Genomic DNA, 25,266 nt, shown 5'->3' with positions numbered 1-25,266 from the left:
GGTTTTATTTGGCTGCGCTACTGAGTGGCATTAGGCAGTTAGCTGTGTTTTTAACTGTTGTAACTTGCCGCGCATCGAATCATCAATGATTTTGTCACCGACTTTGATCGTAGCGCCTGCCAATAGACTTGGATCGACCGACTCGTGAATCACCACACTCGCATTTAACGAGGCAGCAAGACGTGTTTGAATCGTTTCACGCTGGGCGTCGGTCAATGGATAGGCAGAGGTCACATATGCGTCAAGCTGCTTTAAGCTTATTGCCTTGTGACGGCGATAATGCTCATAAACTTCAGGAAGCAGCGCCAGACGCTCTTGTTCTGATAACTGTTTAACGAAGTTACTAAGTGCTACTGATACTTTAGGATAGCTGGTGTCAGCGCTTGGTTGAGCACCTCGGTTCTTATCTAATAGCTGCTTAAAAGCAGAGTCATTAGAACCCGCTACTTGTGTATCATAAAGATCGACCAAAGCAGCTGACTTATGCTCAGCAGAAACAGCTGGATTGTCCAGCCAAGTACTGAACGACTTGTCATTGACAACGTGGCTGGCAATAAATAAGAAGTTTTCCCACTCATTTACCACACCATTTTCGTTGGCATAGTCAAACGCGGCTTTAGCGTACGGTCGTGCTAAGGTTGATAAGTCAGCCATGATATCCTCACAATTACAGCTTCGCCGCCAGTTGGTCTAACATACTGGCATGTTTTTGCTCATCGACTTTGTCTTGCAAAATCTTCTCAGCACCAAGTACAGCCAGTTCAGCAACTTGCGCACGTAATGATTCACGCGCTTGATTGATTTCTTGGTCGATAGATGCTTGTGCTTGTTGGCGAATGCGCTCACCTTCTGCTTGCGCTTGCGCTTTTGCATCTTCGACAAGCTGGTTGGCACTCTTGTTGGCTTGCTCGATTAAAGCCGCGGCTTTAGTCTTCGCAAGATCAAGCTCCTGCTGGGCATCTTGCTCTGCGGTCACCAAGTCTGCTTTTGCTTTTTCTGCGGCATTCAAGCCTTCAGCGATTTTACGCTGACGCTCATTAATGGCCCCGATAAGTGGTGGCCACACGAATTTCATGCAAAAAATCACAAATATTGCAAAAGCAATGGCTTGACCGACGAGGGTAAAATTGATATTCACGTGATCACCTCTTTGTTAATGAAAAATCAGTTTCATTGATCATGTTTGGCAGTCAAATCTTGACTATATTGGATAATAAATCTTTGAATACCAAACATTTACAACTGAGCTTTCGGATTAACCTGCTAGAGGGTTAGCGAACAACAATAGCATAGCAATACCAACACCGATCATCGGAATAGCATCCAAAAGACCTGCTACGATGAACATACGAGTTTGCAACTGTGAGCCAAGCTCTGGTTGACGAGCAACGCCTTCTAAGAATTTACCACCTAGAATAGCAAAACCAATACCTGTGCCAAGTGCGCCAAGACCGATAAGTAGCGCTACTGCGATAACTGTGTAACCACCTAATACTGGATCCATTGATGTATCCTCATTTACCTATTGAATGTCTAATTAATGTTCAGTTGATGATGCAAGCGACATATAAACTATCGTCAGCATCATGAATACGAACGCTTGAAGTGTAATAACTAAGATGTGGAAGATAGCCCACGGTACCGATAACGCCCATTGAATCCAAAACGGCATTAGAGCAATCAGTATGAAAATCAATTCCCCAGCATACATGTTACCGAATAGACGCAAACCAAGTGATACAGGTTTGGCTATCAGAGTAACTGCTTCTAGGATGAAGTTGATGGGGATCAAAATCACTTGTACGATTGGGTTTTTGGCACTAAATGGGTGTAGCGTTAGCTCACCAATAAAGCCGCCCACGCCTTTTTCTTTAATGCTGTAAAAGATAATCAGTGCAAAGACAGAGAACGACATGCCAAGCGTGATATTAGGATCAGTCGTTGGAACAATCTTAAAGAAAACATGATGGGGATCATGACCCATAGCAGCGCCAACCTGACCAGCTAGACCTGGAATGAAATCAACAGGGATCAAATCCATCAAGTTCATCAAGAAGATCCAAACAAAAATAGTCAACGCCAATGGCGCGATCAATTTTGAGGTACCACTATAAGAATCACGAACGTTGTTATCAACAAACTCAACGATCATCTCAACCGCTGCTTGCGTCTTGCTTGGCACGCCTGAGGTGACTTTTTTGGCAACCATCCAAAAGATGGCACAAAATAAAATACCCAGACCAATTGACCATAGCATAGAATCAAGATGGATAGCGTTAAAGCCCATTTGCGCTGCCTCTTCAGCAGTATGAGCAACTTTCCAACCTTCGCCCGGCAGATAACCGTACGTCCAATTCGTTAAGTGGTGAGAGATATATTCTGATGATGTTTGCTCGGATGCCATAATGTAAGCTTCTTATTAATCAACGATTTAATCAACTACCAAAAATATGGTTGTCATCTGATGAGGCGTGGTCTTTCTATGTATGTTGCGACTAAGCAAATATATAGAACAAACCAAGGCACTCATGTAACCAATAACATCCAACCCATAGTTCTATTACGATGCGATGTTTGATGGCGTAAGTTAAATTTTAGCTATCAAAAAAGGGCTTATGATAATTCAGTAATAGCCCTTGCATGTATACGCAAAATTATTATATATGTGCTTGCTTACTGCCACATTTTTGTAGCTATCGCTCAATTCGGCGCTTATAAGCAAAATATTTCGCTGCCTATATTAATGCAGCGTTGTATTCGTGTAAAGTCAATTATGACTTTTTTATCCACCGTATGAATAAGTTAGCGGCCACTGAACTTTAGTCGTATAGGCTTGCTTCATTTGCTGGGTAGAAATATTTAATACTAAACCCAAAGCTTATTGAGACGTTGTGTTGTTTTCATCGTCATTTTGCGCTTATCAATGAATCTGCGTCGCCTATATCGCTATCTTTATATTCCTATCGATAAAAATCATATCAATAGAAATAAAGCACATGTCATTTTTTGACTTTATAGAATCAGTCATAGAGAAATTGGACGGCAGGGTGACTTGCCTAGTACTATTTAATCAGTAACCATCACAGATAGATCATCATCGATACCATCATGAGCTACCAGCACTAGCGTATGTGCCACAACATCCAACTGTGACTAATTTGCATTACCATAAAACCGATAAACAGCGCTGGCGCAGATAGGGGTTGTACGGTAATAAAAATTAGTGCAAAACCAAACACAGTCAATAGCCATTTGGCCATCTGACCTCGATATAGCTGGCTGACAATGTGTCTGCGCGCGCGATATCCGGTGTACCAAAAAACAAAAAAAGCAAATACAGCCTGTGTGATAAAGCTCAGTAGTGCACCGATTGCGGTGCTCTTTGCGATGATGAGCTGACTATGTAGCCAGCTTATATCTATCATCCAAGCGGCAATGATCAAGATAAATAACAGCCAGGCTTGGCGTTTGATATAAATACCAATCTTGTCTTTTTGGGTGCGTTTGGCAGGTTTGGTCATGGTACGCCTATAGCCTTATAGCATTGGGATAAGACAGCAGAAATACTCGCAGCCTTTTTATCCGTGAATGACTCACTCTACAGGTGTTACCTTTTAACCAAAATAAAACGCCACTTATTATAAGGAGGCTGCAGCCGTTAAGCAAGCAAAATCTACCTTTTATCTCTCCCCTACCCCAATCACTGCTCATGGCTGCCATCAAGAGCGGCAAGCCTGCGCCCGTTATCATTCATTCTAAATAGGAGTAGCGCTATGCCAGCATGCTCCTATGTTTATCTTATCGTCGATCAACTATTTTTCAGATAGCTTAAAATCAGATGCCTTAAAACATACTGTGGCATTTGTATAATAGCCGTCAGTCATGCACGTCAGTCAGACACTTGAGCGTTATTGCGCTTAATTGCACTTATTTATCGACACACTGATGGATTTGCTGCGCCATCGTTTGCCAGCCACTGATAAAGTCGGTGCTGTTACTCATGTCTTCTGCTTGTACTGTGGTACTGACGGGCTGTAGTTTGGCCAGCAAGCCTTTGGCAGGTGCATTTGGACTGACCAAGCACATTCGCTTGGTTGGGCGCTGCTCATTTAACCGGCGTAATTGACTGGCTTTTGGTGCTAAGTGGTGATCGACACTCAAGCTACCAATAAGCTGTAAATTGATGCTGTCTTCGATATATTGATACGCATCATGATAAGCCCAGTAGGGTGAGGGGTTTTTTGTGCTATCTAAGCTAGCAGCGGCCACCGCATTGTCTAAACGCTGGGCGAATTTTTGTGCATTGACATGATAAAGGCTTTTATATTGCGGATTGGCATGGCTATGGATAACAGCCAAGGCACGAGTGATGGCTTTGGCATTATCAGGATCGAGCCAGATATGAGGGTCGAGCGTGCCGGCGATGGGTTTGCCTTGGACATCACGTAGCGGATGACGATTAAAGGCATCAAACTCAAATAAGGCAATGGCATTAGGCGCTGTCTTTAAGCTTGAGGCCAAGTTATTTTCTAGCGGCTCACCAAACCAAACCACAAACTTACTGTCGCGTATTGCCTTGATATCACCAGGGCTGATACTGCCGTGATGCCCGACCTCGCCAGCTTGTAGTAGCCGCTTAGCAGACGGCGCGCCTTCGGTCACCGCCTCACTTAATAAAAACAGCGGATAGTTGCTGACGCTGACGGTGGCTGCATGCGCACTCACACAGGCCAGCCCCAACCATAGCAGTAGTGGTGCTAGCAGACGCTGCAAAATCGGATAGGCACGCAAATAATCATAAAACATTGGATTCATAGTCAGCTCTTTGGTATATAGTTGGCAAAAAGTTAAGCAAATATAGATGCTGGGCATCGGACATATCGTTTGACGATTGCTATCACCCCAGCTCGATCGCTCTCATCAGCTCACCCTTTGGCAGTGGCCGGTCAATTTACTTGGTTATTCAATATTTAGGTTGCTCGGTAATTTTGTTTTATTATGTTATACTATAACAATAGAAAACGCCATTGCTAAAATGCTACGTAATTTTTAGGAGTTTGCCTCATGTCTACGAGTTTGTCAGTCTGCGATCACTTGCATGATGTGCAAGACTTTACACCGGATGATGTGACTGAGCGCCTGCGCGCAGCAAAGGAGCAATGCCGACTCAGTGGTGCGCGTTTTACGCCGTTACGGCAGCAGATATACCAGCTGGTACTCGAAGCCAACCAACCCGTCGGCGCGTATGATTTGATCACCCAGTTGCAGCAAATGCGACTAGTCGCACCTGATGATGCGTCGGCGCAAAAAACGACAAAAAACGTGGCACCACCCACGGTATATCGCAGCTTGGAGTTTTTACTCGGTGAGGGCTTAATCCATCAGCTTACCTCTATCAACGCCTACGTGCCCTGCTGTCATCCTCGCGCTCAGCATACGGCGGCGTTTTTGATCTGCGCGCAGTGTCAGCGGGTACAAGAATGCAGTAGCATACCCGTACAAGAGATGATGAGCTTTGCTGAAAAAGATGTGGGGTTTGTGGTGGAGCGTAGTGTCATTGAGCTGAGTGGTCGTTGCCAAGCTTGTCAGTAATAACGACGGTTTATTATTTGCTCGTTAATTTATCATCCATCGTTTATCTTACCTTGAGTCCTTGCCCTATGAGCGCGCTTATGTCACCGTCTATATCTACCACTACGACTGATACAACACTTGATCGTAAAAAGCTACTGAGCTTGAGTGACATCAGTTTTCATATTGGTCAGCAGCGTCTACTGTCGCATATCGATATCGATATTGCTGTCGATGAAACACTTAGCCTCATTGGGCCCAATGGCGCGGGCAAGTCGACGTTGGTCAAGCTTATTTTAGGCTTGCTTGAGCCGACCAAAGGGCAAATCACCACTCATCAGCCTCTACAGCTGGGTTATGTCCCGCAGCGCTTTGCCGTGCCGCCGATACTGCCATTACGCGTCTGTGATTTGTTGGCACAAGCGGACAAAAAACGCCTAACGGCCGAGCAGCGGCAATTTATTTTTGACAACTTGTCTTTGACGCATCTGCTGTCACGGCAGATGCTGCATTTGTCAGGTGGTGAAACGCAGCGCGTGTTGTTGGCGCGGGCACTGCTGGACAAACCCAACTTGTTAATTTTAGATGAGCCGATGCAAGGGCTTGATCCTGATACTGAGGTTTGGCTGTATCAGTTTATTGATGAGCTACCAGCGTTTTTGCGCTGCGCCATGCTCGTGGTGTCGCATGATTTACATTGGGTGATGAAAGGCAGCCGGCGGGTGATTTGCCTCAACAAGCATATCTGCTGTGAAGGTCAGCCAAGCGAGCTTGCGATTAGTAGTGAGTTTCAAAAGCTGTTTGGTCACCACTATGAGCAACCGTATGTGCATCAGCCGCATGCTTGCGAGCATCATGCTCCCAGCGAATTATAATACATGCACTCAAACACGTTGATGACTGCCTTAAAAACACAGCGTTAATGCAAACTAAAAACTGTTACGGATATCTTTTATGAGCGCTTGGTTAGCCATCATTGCCCCGGCTTGGATTGCAGGTAGTATTTTAGCGTTGCTCTCAGCGCCTCTGGGGTGTCTGGTATTGTGGCGGCGCATGGCTTTTTTTGCCGATGCACTGGCGCATGGTACGCTGCTTGGCGTTGCTTTGGCAGTGTGGTGGCAATTACCGATGGGCGTTGGGATTGCTATCATTAGTGTCGCGGTGGTCCTAGGACTGGTCCTTATCGATGATGAGCGCTTGCCTGTCGATGCGGTACTGGCCGTCGTCGCGGTGTCGCTGCTGTGCTTGGGACTACTGGCATTGACTCAGCTGACCGACCAGCAAGCCAATGTATTGGGGTTTTTGTTCGGTAACTTACTTGAACTGGATTGGGCTGATCTGCCGCTGCTTGCCACCAGTGTACTGGTGGGTTTAGGACTGCTTATCTATATATGGCCTGCGCAAACCAAGCTGGCCACTCATGAGGCCTTGGCACGGATTCAAGGTATCAATCCTGCGCGCCAGCGGCTATTTTTTATGGGAGTATTGGCAGGGTTTTGTGCCATTGCCTTGCAGGCGGTGGGTAGCCTACTGATCAGTGGCCTTTTGGTACTGCCAGCCTTGAGTGCACGCTTATGGGCATCTTCGCCCAAACAAATGGTTCTCTTGTCTTTACTGATCGCTCAGGTTGGCGTCACGCTGGGCGTGTGGGGCAGTATTTGGCTGGACATCCAGACTGGCCTTTCTATTGTTTTGATATTAGCGATTTTGTTTTTTATTGCGTTGTTTTTTAGCAAATTAAAAACGCTTAGGTTTTGGTCAGCACAGCGCCGGCGCTAGGTAACCACTGGGTTATAAACAAGTTTTACCTTGATGTTGTCCAACTTTATTTCATCAATATTGCTAGAGCTTTCATTCACTTTATGTTATAAACTTGCTTTTCACCATTGTTTATCCATAGTCGTTCTGACAACTTTGATTGTTTTGAGTCGATGAGGGAGCGCCCCAATGCCAAGCTATCCTGTCAACACGCTTTGCCCACCTGATGAACAGCTCAATATTTTACAAATCACAGATTTGCACCTATCAACGCCTGTCAACAAGGGCATAGACGATGGTAGCGGTGACGCTGTTTTGTGTCAGCACAGCTTTGAGACGGTACTGGCGCAAGCATTAAACGATGATATTCGCTGCGATTTGATTGTGGTGACGGGCGATTTGGTCAACCGAGTAAAACCTGATATTTACGATCATATTTTTGCCGTCCTACAAGCGACTGGCATTCCTTTTGCTTGTATCGCCGGCAACCATGATGTGACCGATGAGCTGGGCGATGATTTGCCGTTTTTTCAGCGTGAGCTGGTGGCCAAACCAGCTGACCCGCGTTTGCTCAGTCGGCATGTGATTGAGTCTGCTCATTGGCAGTTGTTATTTTTGGACTCATCCATCGCAGGCAAGGTCTCAGGTGAGATCGCGCCAAGTGATATCGATTGGCTATGTCAGCAGCTCAGCCACTGTAGCAAGCCTGCGCTCATTGCCGTCCATCACCATCTGATTCCTGTCGATTCTGACTGGATCGATACCCATATGGCAAAAAACAGCGAGGATTTTTGGCGACAGATGAGTGCGTTTACGCACTTAAAAGCAATCATCAGCGGTCATACTCATCAAGAGCAAGTACGCCATTATCAAGGGGTCATGGTATATAGCACCCCTTCTACCTGCTATCAGTTCAAACCTTTTTCAGATGAATTTGCCTATGATAAACATGCCCAGCCGGGTTACCGTTGGTTGCAATTAGCCAACAATGGAGAGGTTGCAAGCTGGGTAGAAAGACTGGATACTTGACGCCCAGATTTATCGCGGCGAGCGTGATGTAGCTCTGATGTATCGGACTTCTTGCCGATATTGCTGGCTTAGATAAGTGGTGTCTGACTGCATTAAAACACCAACAATGATAAAAACTTCTTCATTATTATGAAAAACAGTGATACAACTTATAAAACCAGATGATGATTAAAATATAAAGATAACTTATAGCCGAGATTAGACAAAATTATAATAGCTAGGATGGCTAACCTGACCACACGCTAAGTATTCATAGTCCGTGTTTTGTTATATTGTTTAGCGACCCGTAGGCCAATTACCCTATTTACACTGAGGTATTTGCATCAAGGTATTTAAATAAAAATATACATAACCATATACTGGGGTACTGATATGTCGCTGTCGTCATATCGAGACAACTTTATTATTAGATCAGCTGTGTTACTTGTGTTACCAAAAGGGACAACTTATAGCGTTTATAAATTGATAACGTCTTGTCTTTTGATGCGTCGTTTTATTGAATTAATTTGAAAAAGTAGGATACCCATATGAGCACCCTGACCACGAATCCGAGTGAAGTGAAGTTTACTCCTTATGTGCCAGCCGAAGGCGAAGAGTATATGTCTGATGCGCAATTGGCGCACTTTAAGGCAATTTTATTGGACTGGAAAAATCAATTGATTGGCGAAGCAGACCGTACCAAGACTTATATTCAAGATGAGTCAAGCGCCATGCCAGACATCAATGATCGCGCCACTCAAGAAGAAGAGTTTGCTTTGGCGCTGCGTACGCGTGACCGTGAGCGTAAGCTGATTCGCAAAATCGACAAATCCATAGCAGAAATCGAAAATGACGACTATGGCTTTTGTGAAACCTGTGGCGTAGAGATTGGCTTGCGTCGTCTTGAAGCGCGTCCAACCGCGACCCAGTGCATCGACTGTAAGACTCTCTCAGAAATCAAAGAGCGCCAAAACCAAGGTGCGTAGGCGCATAGGCATATAAATCCGAGAGATAACAAATCAATAGCGTTATCTCAGCACAAGCGACCATCATGTGGTCGCTTGTTGCGTTTTATAAACATCTTTTGGCCAGCAGATACAGTATCCTATATGACCTAGTCCGCGATAACGGTGTCCCTTAACCCGTCATCGTTTATTTTAACTATCCCATAAACGCCTATGCCCACGACCTCCATACCCACGCCGCCTATCGGCCGCTTTGCCCCTTCCCCAACCGGCGAGCTACATCTTGGTTCACTGACCACCGCCCTTGCCAGCTACTGCCATATAAAATCACTTGGCGGTAAATGGTTATTGCGTATCGAAGACACAGATACAGAGCGCTGCGATCGGCAGTTTACTGAGCAGATCTTGATCGACCTAGAAGTGCTGGGGTTACACTGGGATGGTGATGTGGTGTATCAATCTGAGCGCATCGATATCTATAATGAGTATCTGGCCTCGACCCTGCGGCCGCTGACCTATGGCTGTCAGTGCTCACGTAAAGACCTAGAGCAATATTGGGCGCAGCAAGAGCAAATCCCTGCCCATACAGATACTGCGACACAGCTGACTGTGCTGCCAAACAGAAAACGATATCCGCGGCGCTGTGTCACCAAAGCACTAGATAGGCTACAGCACAAGCTACGCATACAGCTACCCGATTATCTCATTGGGTTTCATGATGGTATTCAGGGACAACAGTGGGGCAATCCGCAGCAGACCTTGGGCGATATGGTGGTGCGTCGACAAGACGGCATGATCAATTATATTTTGGCCGCCAGTCTTGATGATGGCTTGCAAGGGGTTACACATATCATGCGCGGCTTGGATATTCTGCCCATGACCACCGCCCAAATCAGCATCATGCAAGCAGCGCGCCTGCCCGCGATTGACCGCTGGTATCATCTGCCGCTGATCTGCAGCCCAAACGGGCAAAAGCTGTCTAAACAAAACCTAGCGCAGCCAATAGACACCCGCGACCCAAGTCAGCTAATCGCGACCGCATTACAGCTTTTGCAGCAGCCAAGTGTCGAGATAGACACACCTGCGCGGATGCTCAAACAGGCGACTGCACAGTGGGACAACGCGCCGCTACACGGGCAGCAGCAGTTAAGCTTGATAAATAATAGACCAACAGCAAAAAGCGCCACTCATAATAGCGACGCTTGTTAATCATCTTGCAAAGACACTAAAACTCTAGGAATATAGTAACGGTGTTTGGTTTAGGGCTTAATAGTAACGGCACTGACTCTTTTCAATCTCAGGGCTTTCTTTGTAGATTTTTAGCAGCAGCGCTACCATCACAAGGCTGATCAGCATAGATGAACCACCATAACTAAAAAATGGCATGGTCAAGCCTTTGGTCGGAATCGCTCCCATATTCATCGCCGCATTGATGATGGTTTGCGCAATAAACACCACACCGATACCAAAAGCGGTATAGCTCATGCGCATCTGCCGACGTTTTAGCGCGTTGTAACTGATGCGCATCGCACTACCGATGATCAGCGCCTCAAGTACCAAGACCATCGTCACCCCGACAAAACCCAGCTCCTCACCTGTAATGGCCAATAAAAAATCGGTATGCGCTTCAGGCAAATGCGAGAGTTTTTGTACACTCTCACCATAGCCCACGCCAGTAAACTGCCCACGACCAAAGGCAATCAAACTGCGCGCCAACTGATAGTCGGTATCTTGCACATCATCGAACGGATCCATAAACGACATCACGCGCACCAAGCGATACTGCGCCGTTGTCACCATCAACACAGCCCCACCGATGGCAGCGGCAGTCAGTGCGACAAAGTGCTTGTAAGGCGCACCTGCGATATAAAAAATCGCAAAAATCGTGCCTAAAATAACAACAAACGAGCCAAAGTCTGGCTGCGAGAGTAGGAGCATGGTAATCAGAACCACCACCAACATAATGCGCAAAAAGCCATCTAGACCATTGCGCACTTCAAACGAGCGGCGTACCACAAAGTCAGAGACAAAGACAATCATTACAAGCTTTGCCAGCTCGGCTACCTGAAAGTTAAAGACCCCCAAATTTAACCAGCGTTTTGAGCCGTTAATCGGAGTACTAAACAAGGTAGCAACGAGCAGCAAGCCGGTAACCCCCAGCAATATGAACTGGGTTTCTGTCTTATAAAGTCGCCGCAAAGATACCCCATAATAAGGGATGGCGGCGATGATAAGTCCAATGGTCATGTAAAGCAGCTGGTTTTTAAAAAAGTACAGCTCGCTCATACCACGGCTCAGGGCGAATGGGATAGAAGCAGAGGCGACCATCAATAAGCTGAGCACCAGCATACAGCCAACGCTCGCTATCAAAACAGCACGCGCTGACGGCATCGATAAAATACCATCAGCGCCAGTGGCTGTCTTTGGTTGGGACGAAGAACGAAAAAGAGAAGAGAGCGCCATAATTTTATATACACTAACGAACGAAAAACACGGCGTCTATACAACGCCACCGTTTAAAAAACACATACCAACAAACAAACCTGAGGCTAAGACAAACAACGACTGATCATCATCGGCCATCGGCACGATTAACCATTACTCAAGCAATGACACAGTCATCTCTTCGCTTGATTAGTAGGCTGGTTATAAAAGACAGTAGCAGCAATCTATAAGCAAGACAATCATTTATCAAAAAACACCTGTGCGCCTTGCCCATCCACCAGCTGCCGGCATAGAATGCCAGATAGCCACTCATACCACTAAGGGGTCGCTGTCTCTGCCGACTCGCTTGCTAACTGATGAACCAATCGACCAAAATGCTCACCGCGTGCGGCATAGCCGCTGTATTGATCAAAGCTGGCACACGCAGGCGACAACAACACAGCCTGTACTTGCGAGAGACTGCTTGAGGTCACTTGCAAGATGGTGGCAAAGGCGTTTTCTAGCGTTTGGCACTGATGTAGCGTCACGTCATGACTGATCTTAGCCGCGCGCAAATGCTGCTCTATCAGTGGTGCATCTTCGCCAATAAACAAAACTTGGCTGACGTACTGATTGATAAAAGGCGTCAGCTCACCAAACGCCTGCCCCTTGCCCTGCCCGCCTAATACCAGCAGCAGCTTGCCATCTTTTGGCGCATAGACAGCGCCAAGCCCTTCGATGGCTGCTATGGTCGAGCCGATATTGGTGCCTTTTGAGTCATTAAAATAATCGATACCAGCCACGCTTGCCACGTATTCACAGCGATGCTCAAGACCTGTGAACTGTTGCAAAGTCGTCAGCATACTCGCCAGCGGCAACCCCGCCAGCTCGCCTAATGCCAGCGCCGCTTGCGCGTTGAGCAAATTATGCCGACCTTTAATCAACAGTTTGTCTGCCGACAGTAGTTTTTGTGTACCACGCGCCAAATAAATCTGCCCATCGGAATCGACAATCAGTCCATATTGGTCTTTGTCAGGCGCATGAATGCCTGTACTGATTCTGGGTAAGTTATCAGCCACCAGTGGTCGCGTCAACGCATCTTCGCGGTTGATGACCACTGACTTAGCGCCTTGAAAAATACGATGTTTGGCTTGATGGTAGCCGAGCATATCGCCATGACGATCGAGATGGTCAGGCGACATATTGAGCACAGTTGCCACTTGCGCACCCAGATTGCTGACCGTTTCTAACTGAAAGCTCGACAATTCAAGTACAGCCAGCTCCATCTCGCTATTTTCTAGTAGCGTCAGCGCCGGTACGCCGATATTGCCACCGACACCGACATTGACGCCCGCATCTGCCGCCATCTGACCAACCAAGGTGGTTACCGTGCTTTTGGCATTAGAGCCAGTAATTGCGACGATAGGGACACGGCAAGCGTCGCAAAATAATTGAATGTCGCTGACCACTGGGATATGGGCTTGACGCGCCGCCGCCACCGCAGGCGTGCTAAGGGCGATGCCTGGGCTGATAATGATACGCGCCGCCTGCTGCAATAGCTCGGCGTCAATCGCGCCAAACTGACGCGTCGTCACGGCCTCTGGCAGCTTCACTGCCAACGCTGGCGCCGCTTGCGCATCGGTGACAGCGACCTGATAGCCTTGCTTGACCAAATAATGCGCCACCGACAGCCCCGACTGCCCCAAACCGACCACGACTTGTAACCCACTGCCTTTATGAAGTAAGGCTTCTGTTGTAGTACTGGTGGTCATATCTATTCCTTCTATTAAAATTAAACAAGCAAACGATGGGTAATATGGCTAAGATACAGGATAAGACGAATAAAAGAGGCTCTATATAGTGGCTGAAGCAGCTGGCATGGCATTAGCGATGCTGCTGTATCAAGCGTTAAGCGCTACCGTCAAGATAATAATCATGATAACGGTATCGTTCAGATTTCGGTACTGATTTTTTATGACTTTATGCTATTATGCGCCTGTTTTTATATTCAGGGTCTAATGCTATAATAGCCGCCCTGATCTGTCAGCACAGGTTTTTTGCTAAGTCTTACTCTAAGTCTTGAGCTTGGCATTTTAGTGTAGCATGTTGTTAGCGTTCGCCTGCTATTTGCCCCTCAGTCATTTTTGATTTGCGGCGACTTAGGCTACCTTACTATCAAAATCAAACTGCTGTGCTTGTTGGACAGCGTTTTATCACCTTCTATTGCAGCATCTCATTGCTGACTCTATACGTTATTGTAGGTGCTATTTTATATACACTACTTTAAGCACCCATTTTAAATACTATTTTTTAGGCAATCTGATAGGATTTATCATCATAGTTATTATTGGTGAGTGTATTTGTGATACCCATCAATAAATCCATCGATGTGTTGATGATTGACCTCTGATAATTCAATACCACAACATGACAAGGCGCATGTTGTGGTAAAAAAAAAGATGAACCGCTATTTTATAGCGACGCGATCATTTTATGGATGATTACTTTTTTTGCCTCTAACCCTATGCAGTTTACTTATGACATCTTTTATTGATAACTTACGTGACGAGTGGTTTTCCAATGTTCGTGGTGATGTGTTATCAGGTCTGGTCGTTGCCCTCGCCTTAATCCCTGAAGCCATTGCCTTTTCTATCATCGCTGGGGTCGATCCAAAGGTCGGCTTGTATGCCTCGTTTTGTATCGCGGTGGTGATCAGTTTTGTCGGTGGTCGTCCAGGTATGATTTCGGCGGCGACAGGCGCGATGGCACTGGTGATGGTCGACTTGGTCGCTGAGCATGGCTTACAGTATCTACTGGCCGCGACTTTACTGTGCGGCGGTATTCAGATTGTGATGGGTATTTTAAAGCTGGGTAATTTGATGCGCTTTGTCTCGCGCTCGGTGGTGATTGGCTTTGTCAACGCCTTGGCGATACTCATCTTTGCCGCCCAGCTCCCTGAGCTAAACCCAATGACTGAGCGCGTCGGGATGACGGTCTACCTAATGACCGCAGCGGGCCTTGCGATTATTTACTTGTTTCCGCTGATTCCGAAAATCGGACGGGTGATCCCATCGCCGCTTATCTGTATCGTGGGTCTGACAGCGGTGGCGATGTATATGAACCTTGATATTCGTAACGTCGGCAGCATGGGTGATCTGCCAGATTCGCTGCCGATGTTTTTGTTGCCAGATATCCCTCTAAACCTCAATACTTTACTGATCATCGCGCCTTACTCTATCGCGCTTGCCATCGTAGGTTTGCTAGAGTCTATGATGACGGCGACCATCGTGGATGAGTTGACAGATACGCCAAGTGATAAAAACAAAGAATGCCGTGGTCAAGGGATGGCCAACGTGGTGTCAGGGTTTTTTGGCGGTATGGCCGGCTGTGCGATGATTGGTCAGTCGATGATCAACGTCAAATCTGGCGGTCGGACGCGCTTGTCGACCTTGATTGCCGGTGTGATGCTGCTCATCTTAGTGGTGTTTTTGAGCGACTGGGTCAGTCAAATCCCAATGGCCGCACTGGTGGCGGTGATGATTATGGTGTCGATTGGCACTTTTAATTGGCAGTCTATTCGCGAGTTTAAAACGCATCCGATGTCATTTAACATCGTCATGCTAGCCACGGTCGTGACCACAGTATTTACGCACAATCTGGCGTACGGTGTCGGCGTCGGTGTCCTGCTCTCTGCCTTGGCCTTTGCCAATAAGATTGGTCAATTCTTAACCATCTTTAGTGAGTACGATGAGCGTAGCAACACGCGTTATTACTATGTGCAAGGGCAGGTGTTTTTTGCCTCGACCACGCAGTTTTTGCACAGCTTTGATACCAAAGAAGCCGTAGATAGTATCGAGATTGACGTCAGCCAAGCGCATTTTTGGGACGTCAGCGCCGTGGACACTTTGGACAAGCTGGTCATGCGCTTGCAACGAGAAGGCATTGATGTCAAAGTGGTGGGACTCAATAATGCAAGCCGAACCCTGATTGACCGTTTTTCTATCCACGATCGCCGAGACATTGGCTTGCTGGATTAATGCATTACCAGTAGATAATTGAATATATAGTTTAATAAACAGCTGCGTTGGCTGAGAGAGTTGGGTATCAGTCACATTGCCCAGCTTTTCGCCAAGCAGCTGTCTTTTTATTGTCGGAATGATGTGGTGGTCTTATGAGTAATTTAAAACCAGATAGTGTGATTGCCTGCTTGGACTGTCCTGATCACGTGCAAGCCGTGTTGAAAGCCAGTATGTGGGCAGCGACTCGCCTGCAAGTGCCTATCGGCCTCTTGCACTCGGTGCCAAGCTTGCAACAAAAAGCCGCGGTAAACTACTCTGGCTGCCTAAATATCGACGACGAAAACACTTTGCTTGAGCAATTTACCAATAAAGAACACCTAAGCAACTGTGAATTAAAAGCCCAAGGCAAGCTGCTGTTGCATCAAGCCACAACCTACTGCGAGCACCAGCGACAAAAACTCAAAACCTATACGTTGCATCGGCACGAAAACCTCAGTGAAAGTATCGATTATGTCGATGACAAAGCGCAATTGATTGTCATCGGTCATCATGTCACTTGCAAATCGACTTTGAGCCAACTCATCAGAGTCAGTCTTTGCCCCATTTTGGTGACTCATGCACCATTTTTGCCCCCTACGACGGCGCTATTTGCCTTCGACAACAGTCCCACTTGTCATAAAATGCTCAATTGGCTCTGTAAAACGCCACTTATTCGCGCCCTAACCGTCCACATCGTGATGGTGGGCAAAAAAAACTCTGAAAACTGCGATGCGCTGCGCGAAGCTTACGCGCGCCTCAAGCAAGCGGGCATCAAGTCGAAAAAGGCGTTACTCGATTGCCGCGACGTGACAGCAGCCCTCAATTATTATCAAACCGAAAACGATATTGGCCTATTGATGTCAGGGGCGTTTGGGCAGTCGCGGTTACGTGAGCTATTGCAAGGCAGCGATACGGAAAAATTACTGGTCAGCACCCAAACCCCTTATCTGCTTTTTCCTAAAGCATAAGAGCTATCCCAAAGGCTATACGCCACACCGTCTGCCGCTTGATTACTTTTCTTACCGGCGCTGAGTAATGTGTTTATGCTCGGCGCGTTTTTTGACCTCATCCCTTATATAGTGATGATAGGTATCCCTTTTCGTTTTTATTATTTATAAAAACCGCTTAGCAAATCGTCACATGAAATAAATCGATAGCCTCCCCAAGCGCCTAGAAAGTTGGTTATAATAAAGTTTTCATAGGCTTAACGCCAAAGGTTGATTGATGCGGTATGACGCATGACGATAAGTATAATCGCGGCGTTATAGAGCGTGATGTGTGTCATGATACTGGTGATTTTTGTACCAATAAGCCCACTCCTACCTACCCCCTTGAGTAGGTTTGGCACATTGGCACAGTTCTTGAATAACTATATCAAGCATCACCACGATGAGACGCACCACAACTTCTCTCAACCTGCGGCATCACACAAATAAGGAATTTTTTATGAAGCTAATCACTGCGATCTTAAAACCGTTTAAGCTCGATGATGTGCGTGAAGCGCTTTCTGACATCGGTGTCAAAGGCGTTACTGTCACTGAAGTTAAAGGGTTCGGTCGCCAAAAAGGCCACACAGAGCTCTATCGCGGCGCCGAATACGTGGTGGACTTTTTACCTAAAGTAAAAGTCGAAGTGGCTGTTATTGACGAAATGGTCGAGCCTGCTATCGAAGCCATCACCCGCATCGCGAGCACAGGTAAGATCGGTGACGGCAAAATCTTTGTCACAGCACTCGAGCAAGTCATTCGTATTCGTACGGGCGAGACGGGTCCTGACGCTATCTAAAGCGCACGACCTACTTACAAACGCTGATTTGTAAGCCCTACCTAACGCTCTATATTGCATCAATTCAAGGGGGAATTAACATGCAAAACCAAATCTTTGAGCTTCAGTACGCACTTGATACGTTCTATTTTTTAATGTGTGGCGCGCTCGTCATGTGGATGGCAGCGGGTTTTACCATGCTAGAAGCAGGGCTGGTCCGCTCCAAAAACACCGTTGAGATTTTAACCAAAAACGTCGCTCTATTCGCCACCGCCTGTACCATGTATATGATTTGCGGTTATGCCATTATGTATGGCGGCGATCTGTTCTTGAACGGAATTGCAGGCGGCGATACCTTAGTAGAAGACGCACTAGCAGCCTCTAGCGAAAACGGCTTTGGCGGTGACTCTGTCTACTCTGCAGCCTCTGACTTTTTCTTTCAAGTGGTGTTTGTGGCGACTTGTATGTCTATCGTCTCAGGCGCGGTGGCTGAGCGTATGAAGCTATGGTCGTTTTTGTTGTTTGCAGTGGTCATGACAGGGCTGATTTATCCATTAGAAGGCAGCTGGACATGGGGCGGCAACGATGTGTTTGGTTTATATAACCTTGGCGACTTGGGGTTCTCTGATTTTGCTGGCTCAGGTATTGTGCATATGGCAGGAGCGGCGGCGGCCTTGGCGGGCGTACTACTATTAGGTGCGCGCAAAGGCAAGTACGGACCAAAAGGTGAAATACGGGCGATACCGGGGGCCAACCTGCCATTGGCCGCCCTTGGGACATTGATATTATGGATGGGCTGGTTTGGGTTTAATGGCGGCTCCGTCCTCAAGCTGGGCGACATCGCCAGTGCCAACTCTGTGGCCATGGTGTTTTTGAACACCAACGCCGCAGCCGCAGGCGGCGCTATCGGAGCATTGCTGCTGGCACGTTTGATCTTTGGTAAAGCGGATCTGACCATGCTCTTAAACGGTGCACTCGCGGGGCTGGTCGCCATCACTGCTGAGCCGTCGACCCCTTCTGCCTTACAAGCCACGCTCTTTGGGCTGATCGCTGGGGTTATCGTGGTCTTATCTATCTTGGCACTCGATAAACTAAAAATAGACGACCCAGTGGGCGCAATCTCAGTACACGGCGTCGTGGGTCTGTTTGGCTTACTTATCGTACCTATTACCAATCCTGCAGCGACTTTTTTGGGTCAAATCGCAGGCGCGGCGACGATCTTTGTCTGGGTGTTTGTCGCAAGCCTAATCGTTTGGTCACTGATCAAGCTGATCATAGGTCTACGCATCTCTGAAGAGGATGAATACGAAGGCGCAGATATCGCAGAGTGTGGTATGGAAGCGTATCCTGAGTTTGTGAGATAAGGCACAACCTAGCGCTTCTTAATTAAAGGCTTCTCAATCCAGTGCCTCTTCATCTAATGTACTTTCACTTACTGTATTAAAGAGATGCCCCATCAAAAATCCCGCCAGACCTCTCGGTTTGGCGGGATTTTTATGTTCTAACGCTTAATATAACGCGTGTGGTTTATTTCTTCTTCCACTCTTGGCTACGTGAGAATGGACCGATATAGCCTTTTAGCTTTAGAGTGTTGCCATTTAAACTGGCTGTCATACGATAGTCTTTACCCTTTTCTGGATCAGTGATCGTCCCACCGCTATATTTACCACCACCGTCAGCTTTTAGGCCTTTGATGACAGTCATGCCGACATGTTTTTTGCCTTTGGCGGAGTTCGTTGCAATGAGTTTACCTGTCAACATCCCGTTAGACTCGGTGATTTTTACCGTGCCTTTTGGCTTACCGTCGTCATACGTCTGCCATGTTGTATTGTGTAATGGATCAGCGGCAAACGCCATGGTCGCCATACTGATACCGGCAGCTGCTAAAGCGGTTTTTGTAAATAGTTTCATAGAGTGACTCCCTTCATACAATGATTAATCAAACAATGATTGCTCGAAACGTGATGTTTCTGCTGTTCTATGCTTATCCTTTGCTAGAATCTTTTATATAAGCGCTGCGACTTTACTCATCAACACTGCACATCATGAGTTAGCATGTGCCGTTTAATAGTCGTTATCGCGATTGCTCACAAGCTTTTGTTCAAAGATTTGAGCGACATAAGCGATGTCTTGACCCATTATAAGCAATTTTATCTGTTTGCCTAGTAATTTTTTTGTACTTTATTATTTCTGTAAAACCAAAACTATATCAAAGAGTTACAGGAAAGGGTTGTCGATATTCTTGTCCGATTGGTCATCATTTTCTTTTGACTTTGCCTCGTTATTACTATAAGGAAAACCATCATCAAAAGCTTGCATAATTTTGGTTGTCAGCTCGTGTAGCTGCTGAGCTTGATGATGTCCTGCTGCATCGAATGTCACATCGATATCGCCATAAATCGTGATTTTGTCCTGCTGGTTTTCGATGACCAGCTCTCCAATTTGCATGCTTTGGTGGTTATTGGCAAAGGGTTCAATCATTTTGTCATCCTTTTTATAGTAATTCAGTCATGCATATCAGCACATTCAGATGTCGCTAAAAGCATGTTAAGCCTGTAATTGAGTCAGTAGCCACTCAATAATCGCCCAAACAAACAGCAGCCATGTCGGCTCCTCTACTGGCTGATCAGGCAAGTCGGCGCTCTCACCTGCCTTTAGTGGCAGCGCAAACGCTTGCGCTTTGGTCTGGCGATCGAGCACTGGCAAGACATCCATGCCGACTTTAGCCGTTAGCTCATCTAGACTAATGACCTCTATGCGCTCTGACTCATCGTTGGGCGCGTAATACACCCCTGCTTGATTGGTCGCTGGAATATAGACGGCCTTGAAAAAATGGCTAGGTACCAATACGCGCTCAGCAAGCTGTTTGGTCTTTTTGCCCGTAAAAGCCACGCCCGTGATGGTATAGACTTCGCCATACTGCTGGGTTAAGTATCGCGTCGCAGACTCGATATTACGCCAGATATAGCGGTTGTTGCGCGGTGACTGCGGGGCGATATTGGCCAGACTAAAACTGTCGTATTGCTGGCTGCGATTGGCCATATCGGCATTGGGCGCTAGATGCCCACGATCATAGCCTGAACCTGAATAATCAGACAACGAGGCGCGCATAGACTTAGGTAGACGGCTCTCCTCATGAAAGCTGTCTTCGCGGTCGATGGTTTTTGCTTGCTGCAAGCGGCGGCGGTCTAGATGCTCAGCTGACCACAATGGTGTCCGTGACACGCCCGAGTACATAACGGCAAACCCGTCCATACACAGCGCTTGAGTCTTCTTATCAAGCTTGGTATTGGTAAACTCTGGATAAACCCCGCCATAAAAAGATTGACTACACTGAGTAAGATCATCTGCCTGCGCTGATGATAGCCCTACGACGATAGCAAATACCACCATTATGCTGTTGTTCAAAATACCTTGATACCCACCAACTCTTATCATGCAACTCTCAATCGTCTATACTTGTTATTTCATATGCGTATCCTAGCAGGCGTCCATCAATAAAGAAAGATAAGGCGTAAGTCGTGACTTTTTAAATGGTATCCGCTATACTTAGCCAGTCAAAAATCAGTATCGTGCAAATGCGGTCTGTCTAAACGGTGAAGTGGGTGAGTGGCTGAAACCGCACGCCTGGAAAGTGTGTATACGTTCATAGCGTATCGAGGGTTCGAATCCCTCCTTCACCGCCAATCTTATAAAATCTTAGTTTTCCTAGCTTGTCCTAAACTATCCTATATACATCTTAAACTCTTTAAATATAACGCGTCTAGCGTTTTTTTTATGCCTAACGTTTTCCTAATCTGTCCGAACATAACCTACCTATCCCGTGGCTTGTGTTGGTCTATCTGTTGGTCTATGATTTCATTAGACCTCAAAAAGACCAACATTTAAGCATTATGATTCAGCTTTAGACCAACGTATTTATTGTATTGCTTGAATCATATAGCTTGTAGCCATAGGGAATACACCAACATGTTAAGCGACAGTAAGATCCGCAAGCTTAAACCTAGTGAGAAATGCACGCCTTCGCGTCCTGATAAATACAGTGATCAGCAAGGTTTACAGCTTTTGGTCCGCAGTACAGGCACAAAGACATGGATAAGCGCCTATCGCTTCGATGGTAAGCAAACACGCCTCACACTTGGTACTTACCCCATCATGTCATTAGCTGAGGCTAGACAAGCCAATACTGAGATCAAAGCGCTGCTAGCAGACGGTATCGATCCAAAAAATAAAAAGCGTCAAGACAAGCTTGCCAATATTCACGCGCAAAAATTCAATGACTACGCCTTAGACTGGCTCGCTGAACGTCAGCGTAACGTCAAGCCGCGTACCTATCAGCAAGACTATAACCGTATGCATAAAGACGTGTTGCCACACTTTGAAGGTATTGCACTAAAAGATGTCAGCTTTGAGGATTGTCGATCAATGGCAGATGAGATCGAAAATCGTCTGAACAAAAACGGTGAGCCGCCACGTGAGGTGACCAGACGCACAATTGATCTGGTGGCTAATGTTTTAAGACGTGCCAAACGCGAACGCATCATTGAGCAAAACCCAATCGATGATTTAAAGGCGCTCTATCCTAAAGCCAAAAGTCAGCACATGAAGCATGTAGATATCAATGAGCTGCCGGCCCTACTCCAAGCTATCGAAGGCTATCATGGTCACGACCAAACCCGATTAGGTATGAAATTCTTAGCATATTCATTCTGTCGTACCATCGAGCTGCGTATGATGAAGTGGAGTCATATCGATTTTGCCAATCGCTTATGGCGTGTTGATATTGATAACCTTAAAATTGCGCGTAAGCATGTCGTACCGCTATCAGATCAAATGCTGGCAGTATTAGAAGAGATGAAAGCCATCACGGGGAAATATGAATATGTGTTTTACCACACGGGTATGCATCAGCCGTATAGTGAAGAGTTTATCAATAATGCGCTCGATATCTTGGGTTACGCAGGCAAACAGACAGGTCACGGCTTTCGTCACATCGCCTCTACCAACCTAAACGAGCTTGGCTATATGGGCGATGCGATCGAAAAGCAGATGGCGCATGATAAAAAAAGCAGTATTCGCGCGGTTTATAACCACGCGCAGCACTTAGAAGAACGGCGTAAAATCATGCAAGTCTGGGCGGACTTTTTAGACCTACTTAGAGACAAAGGCGAGGTTGTAGACTTTCAGACAGCGCGGCGGCAGATTGAGAAATCACTAGAAAGCAAACAATCTGACTCGTTACAAAATGTCGATACACATACTTTGATCAAAGCATTATTAGATCAAGGTATCACAACAGATGAGCTGCAATGTTATATTAATGAGCGTTAGTATAAGTCCTTACCGTCAACATCAACATAATCAAGTTCGTAAAAGCGATTGATCAATATATCAAGCATAGCTGTCTCTGACAGCCCTTGTACTTGCGCCATTTTCTCTAATTTAGCTTTAGTTTTTTTTGTCAGTGGTAGATGGTACGCCTTTTTTGTTTTACCAGCGCTTCGGTATTTTTGCTGGCTCCAAGCTCGTTTCATTTTATCTATAATTAGTTCTTTATTTGCCGTAGGTTCATAACGAAAGTTCCTATTCTTTAATTCAGAAAATATTGGATAATCAATCATATCCAGAGATGCTAGCACTGCATCTCTCAAAATCTCCTCTGAAATCAATCTTCCATCTATATCTAGCATTAATTTATTTTTAACTAAGTAATTAGCTGTCCATTCTAACTTATCCGTTTCATTAGTCTTTAGCCATTTAGTATAGTTATCACTTAAGATCATAGTTTCAAAAATTGAATAAATATTATTTATTAATATTATTTTATGCTCTACTGTGTTTTCTTCATCGTTTGTATCAAAAAAGTTATAAATAGTTTTAATCATATCATTTAGATTATGAGTTTTTACATGATAGTCATATTCATATTCAAGAAAATTCAAAATAAATATCTGTGCTCTAAAACTGTCTTTAAACCATTGGAAATATTCATCAGGCACTAAATTGTATTGCATGTTTGAGCGGGCATCATGTACGACTTGTTTAAAGTTATCAGTTCTTGCTAATTTGTTTATAAGTTCTTCATACAAGTTAGTTGACCCCATACTCATGAAAGAAACATTTATCTTAGAAGTAAAATAAGATTGTAACCAAGACACCTCTCTTTCCGATAAACATCTGATATTTTCATCAAAGTACTTCTTATTCTCATTTATCACATTTGATACATGACTATCATTAATATTCGACATTATTTCACCATTTTTCTTAATATCACGCGTGATATTTCTATTAATTTAAAGTGATATAATTATATAATTTAAATGTTAATTAAACAATATTTGAGTGATATTTAAATAAATTAATTATGCTACATGTCCTATAAAATATAGTAGTAATAGATGATATACTACTAATTTGGTTATTATTAAAAATACTGAAGCAGAATACACTACCTATCTAGCTAACTCCACCCCAATACAAACTCCAGCACAGACAGGGATTTGCCATCAGACTTGGTAAAAAATCCCTACGTACACAAGAGAAAAGCTGCTCTACGGCAGCTCATCCTTAGTGGGTTATCTATGTTATTATCTAATACAGTAGCTACTTATCTTGATGCTGAGAGCCCAGCTCTCAGCGACTAACATTATAAAAATACTGATCAACCTGACCCTATGAGAAAATTACTTTATAGGATCACAATCATGTCATGTCCAGTCATTAGCCAATCCCAACTTATCTGTAACGTCGATAGACTGGTTACAGATGTTCTGTCCAATAACATTAATATTAGTAACGTCAGCATACAGCTTTCAGCATTGTACTTGCCGCTGTTAGCTGATTATGATTCTAGCTTGGATTATTTCCCAACCATTACTGCATTTATAGATAGTACCAATAGAATAATAAGTAGTGATCATTCAAAAAAAATGAGATGGGGTTATTACAATACTAGGGACTTCATTAATAATTTATATGCTTATAAAAATAGTATTTTAAAAAATAATTTAAGGGTAATTGAGCAAGAAAAAGTCAATACAAAAAAATTAGTCATTTATATGAGTCAGATGTTGAATCATTATTCAAGATTACTAATTGTTCGTGTAGATTTAGGATATTCAAAAGATACCAATCATTTGGTGTCTATCGAGACCTTTCATAAACACTTGAAAAAACTTAGAGAGCTTATTGGTAAAAAAGAAAGTTGCTTTGAAGAATTAGAGGGCAATGTAATTGCTTTAGAACAAGGTCATGACCGTGGTTATCACGTTCACTTATTGCTGATGTTTGATGGTTCTAAACGCTGTCAGGATACTTATATAGGACAGCTAGTGGGGGAAAAGTGGCAGAATATTACTAGTGGTCTTGGCAGTTACTACAACTGTAATAACACGCAGTATAAGAAAAAGCAGGAAGCTCTTGGCAGACTAGGTATTGGCATGATTCATCGTCGTAACCCAAAAGAGGTGCAGAATGCTATTAGTGCTTCTTTGTATTTGACACAGCCTGATAAAAAGAATCAACATTTAAGGGTAAAGCTTCCTAAAATGAAAACCTTCACTCATGGTATTTATGAGACTAATAAACGGAGACCATCCCGAATTCTGTGTAACTGCGATTTAGATTAAATGTCTGCTGATACGGTCATCGAACATAATCATAAAGCGATTGAGCGCCGCCGTCCAGTTTCGAATCGGCATTGACCACCTTGACGA

At 45.2% G+C, this 25,266-nt stretch carries 24 protein-coding genes and 1 tRNA gene; 13 read left to right on the top strand and 12 right to left on the bottom strand.

What is annotated here, in order from left to right; genetic code table 11:
* Positions 1-30 precede the first annotated feature (30 nt).
* The 6 genes from JMX98_RS08480 to JMX98_RS08455 form a co-directional block, all read right to left on the bottom strand.
* A complete protein-coding gene (locus JMX98_RS08480; protein ID WP_201585909.1) occupies positions 31-654 on the bottom strand; it encodes a F0F1 ATP synthase subunit delta in 624 nt (207 codons plus the stop codon).
* Positions 655-667: 13 nt separating this feature from the next.
* Positions 668-1,138, bottom strand: coding sequence for a F0F1 ATP synthase subunit B (locus tag JMX98_RS08475; protein WP_201585908.1), 471 nt, complete (start codon positions 1,136-1,138; stop codon positions 668-670).
* Positions 1,139-1,255: 117 nt separating this feature from the next.
* On the bottom strand, positions 1,256-1,504 hold the full coding sequence (gene atpE / locus JMX98_RS08470; RefSeq protein ID WP_010197960.1) for a F0F1 ATP synthase subunit C: 249 nt from the start codon (positions 1,502-1,504) through the stop codon (positions 1,256-1,258).
* Positions 1,505-1,537: 33 nt separating this feature from the next.
* Positions 1,538-2,404: a F0F1 ATP synthase subunit A gene (gene atpB, locus JMX98_RS08465; protein WP_192993458.1), complete on the bottom strand. Its 867-nt coding sequence runs from the start codon at positions 2,402-2,404 to the stop codon at positions 1,538-1,540.
* A gap of 718 nt (positions 2,405-3,122) precedes the next feature.
* Positions 3,123-3,521, bottom strand: a complete 399-nt coding sequence (locus tag JMX98_RS08460; RefSeq protein ID WP_075101876.1) for an ATP synthase subunit I — start codon at positions 3,519-3,521, stop codon at positions 3,123-3,125.
* Positions 3,522-3,927: 406 nt separating this feature from the next.
* A complete protein-coding gene (locus JMX98_RS08455) occupies positions 3,928-4,815 on the bottom strand; it encodes a metal ABC transporter solute-binding protein, Zn/Mn family (RefSeq protein WP_227680098.1) in 888 nt (295 codons plus the stop codon).
* A 249-nt stretch (positions 4,816-5,064) separates the two neighbouring features.
* Between JMX98_RS08455 and JMX98_RS08450 the strand changes: the two genes are divergently transcribed.
* The 6 genes from JMX98_RS08450 to gluQRS all read left to right on the top strand — a co-directional run bounded on the left by JMX98_RS08450 (position 5,065) and on the right by gluQRS (position 10,511).
* Complete coding sequence (locus tag JMX98_RS08450; protein WP_201585905.1) at positions 5,065-5,592, top strand: Fur family transcriptional regulator; 528 nt, start codon at positions 5,065-5,067, stop codon at positions 5,590-5,592.
* A gap of 80 nt (positions 5,593-5,672) precedes the next feature.
* Complete coding sequence (locus JMX98_RS08445; RefSeq protein ID WP_201585904.1) at positions 5,673-6,446, top strand: metal ABC transporter ATP-binding protein; 774 nt, start codon at positions 5,673-5,675, stop codon at positions 6,444-6,446.
* A 79-nt stretch (positions 6,447-6,525) separates the two neighbouring features.
* Positions 6,526-7,350 carry a metal ABC transporter permease gene (locus tag JMX98_RS08440; protein ID WP_201585903.1) on the top strand — a complete coding sequence of 275 codons (825 nt, stop codon included), beginning with the start codon at positions 6,526-6,528 and terminating at the stop codon, positions 7,348-7,350.
* Between the two features lie 168 nt (positions 7,351-7,518).
* Positions 7,519-8,358 carry a metallophosphoesterase gene (locus JMX98_RS08435; protein WP_201585902.1) on the top strand — a complete coding sequence of 280 codons (840 nt, stop codon included), beginning with the start codon at positions 7,519-7,521 and terminating at the stop codon, positions 8,356-8,358.
* A gap of 527 nt (positions 8,359-8,885) precedes the next feature.
* Complete coding sequence (dksA, locus tag JMX98_RS08430; RefSeq protein ID WP_105244323.1) at positions 8,886-9,323, top strand: RNA polymerase-binding protein DksA; 438 nt, start codon at positions 8,886-8,888, stop codon at positions 9,321-9,323.
* A gap of 192 nt (positions 9,324-9,515) precedes the next feature.
* On the top strand, positions 9,516-10,511 hold the full coding sequence (gene gluQRS / locus JMX98_RS08425; RefSeq protein WP_201585901.1) for a tRNA glutamyl-Q(34) synthetase GluQRS: 996 nt from the start codon (positions 9,516-9,518) through the stop codon (positions 10,509-10,511).
* 57 nt (positions 10,512-10,568) lie between these two features.
* On the opposite strand, the gene ftsW is transcribed toward gluQRS, so the two are convergent.
* Positions 10,569-11,765 (bottom strand): putative lipid II flippase FtsW, encoded by a 1,197-nt coding sequence (ftsW, locus tag JMX98_RS08420; RefSeq protein ID WP_172953132.1) that lies wholly within the window; start codon positions 11,763-11,765, stop codon positions 10,569-10,571.
* Between the two features lie 299 nt (positions 11,766-12,064).
* A complete protein-coding gene (gene murD / locus JMX98_RS08415) occupies positions 12,065-13,498 on the bottom strand; it encodes a UDP-N-acetylmuramoyl-L-alanine--D-glutamate ligase (RefSeq protein WP_192993470.1) in 1,434 nt (477 codons plus the stop codon).
* A gap of 765 nt (positions 13,499-14,263) precedes the next feature.
* Here murD and JMX98_RS08410 point away from each other — a divergent pair.
* From JMX98_RS08410 to JMX98_RS08395, 4 genes are all read left to right on the top strand, one after another.
* On the top strand, positions 14,264-15,763 hold the full coding sequence (locus tag JMX98_RS08410; RefSeq protein WP_201585900.1) for a SulP family inorganic anion transporter: 1,500 nt from the start codon (positions 14,264-14,266) through the stop codon (positions 15,761-15,763).
* 134 nt (positions 15,764-15,897) lie between these two features.
* Positions 15,898-16,752 carry a universal stress protein gene (locus JMX98_RS08405; protein ID WP_201585898.1) on the top strand — a complete coding sequence of 285 codons (855 nt, stop codon included), beginning with the start codon at positions 15,898-15,900 and terminating at the stop codon, positions 16,750-16,752.
* Between the two features lie 478 nt (positions 16,753-17,230).
* Positions 17,231-17,569: a P-II family nitrogen regulator gene (locus JMX98_RS08400; protein WP_010197981.1), complete on the top strand. Its 339-nt coding sequence runs from the start codon at positions 17,231-17,233 to the stop codon at positions 17,567-17,569.
* An 80-nt stretch (positions 17,570-17,649) separates the two neighbouring features.
* The gene (locus JMX98_RS08395) at positions 17,650-18,912 is read left to right on the top strand and encodes an ammonium transporter (RefSeq protein WP_201585897.1); all 1,263 of its coding nucleotides are present in this window, start codon (positions 17,650-17,652) and stop codon (positions 18,910-18,912) included.
* A 163-nt stretch (positions 18,913-19,075) separates the two neighbouring features.
* Here the strand turns inward: JMX98_RS08395 and JMX98_RS08390 are convergent, their stop codons facing one another.
* The 3 genes from JMX98_RS08390 to JMX98_RS08380 all read right to left on the bottom strand — a co-directional run bounded on the left by JMX98_RS08390 (position 19,076) and on the right by JMX98_RS08380 (position 20,986).
* On the bottom strand, positions 19,076-19,459 hold the full coding sequence (locus JMX98_RS08390; protein WP_201585896.1) for a DUF2147 domain-containing protein: 384 nt from the start codon (positions 19,457-19,459) through the stop codon (positions 19,076-19,078).
* 306 nt (positions 19,460-19,765) lie between these two features.
* The gene (locus JMX98_RS08385) at positions 19,766-20,029 is read right to left on the bottom strand and encodes a hypothetical protein (protein ID WP_201585895.1); all 264 of its coding nucleotides are present in this window, start codon (positions 20,027-20,029) and stop codon (positions 19,766-19,768) included.
* A 66-nt stretch (positions 20,030-20,095) separates the two neighbouring features.
* The gene (locus JMX98_RS08380) at positions 20,096-20,986 is read right to left on the bottom strand and encodes a DNA/RNA non-specific endonuclease (protein WP_201585894.1); all 891 of its coding nucleotides are present in this window, start codon (positions 20,984-20,986) and stop codon (positions 20,096-20,098) included.
* A gap of 157 nt (positions 20,987-21,143) precedes the next feature.
* Here JMX98_RS08380 and JMX98_RS08375 point away from each other — a divergent pair.
* A tRNA-Ser gene (locus JMX98_RS08375) sits at positions 21,144-21,234 on the top strand.
* A 283-nt stretch (positions 21,235-21,517) separates the two neighbouring features.
* Positions 21,518-22,879, top strand: coding sequence for a tyrosine-type recombinase/integrase (locus tag JMX98_RS08370; protein WP_201585893.1), 1,362 nt, complete (start codon positions 21,518-21,520; stop codon positions 22,877-22,879).
* On the opposite strand, the gene JMX98_RS08365 is transcribed toward JMX98_RS08370, so the two are convergent.
* Complete coding sequence (locus JMX98_RS08365) at positions 22,876-23,799, bottom strand: hypothetical protein (protein WP_201585892.1); 924 nt, start codon at positions 23,797-23,799, stop codon at positions 22,876-22,878. The two genes, JMX98_RS08370 and JMX98_RS08365, sit on opposite strands and share 4 nt — an antisense overlap.
* 456 nt (positions 23,800-24,255) lie before the next feature.
* Here JMX98_RS08365 and JMX98_RS08360 point away from each other — a divergent pair, with 456 nt between their 5' ends.
* On the top strand, positions 24,256-25,179 hold the full coding sequence (locus JMX98_RS08360; RefSeq protein WP_201585891.1) for an inovirus-type Gp2 protein: 924 nt from the start codon (positions 24,256-24,258) through the stop codon (positions 25,177-25,179).
* Positions 25,180-25,266: the final 87 nt, after the last annotated feature.

Origin of the sequence: Psychrobacter sp. HII-4, from assembly GCF_904846595.1 — a bacterium.
Lineage (GTDB): Bacteria > Pseudomonadota > Gammaproteobacteria > Pseudomonadales > Moraxellaceae > Psychrobacter > Psychrobacter celer.
Note: the sequence above shows the minus strand (reverse complement) of the source record. Positions and strands in the feature narration are given on the sequence as shown.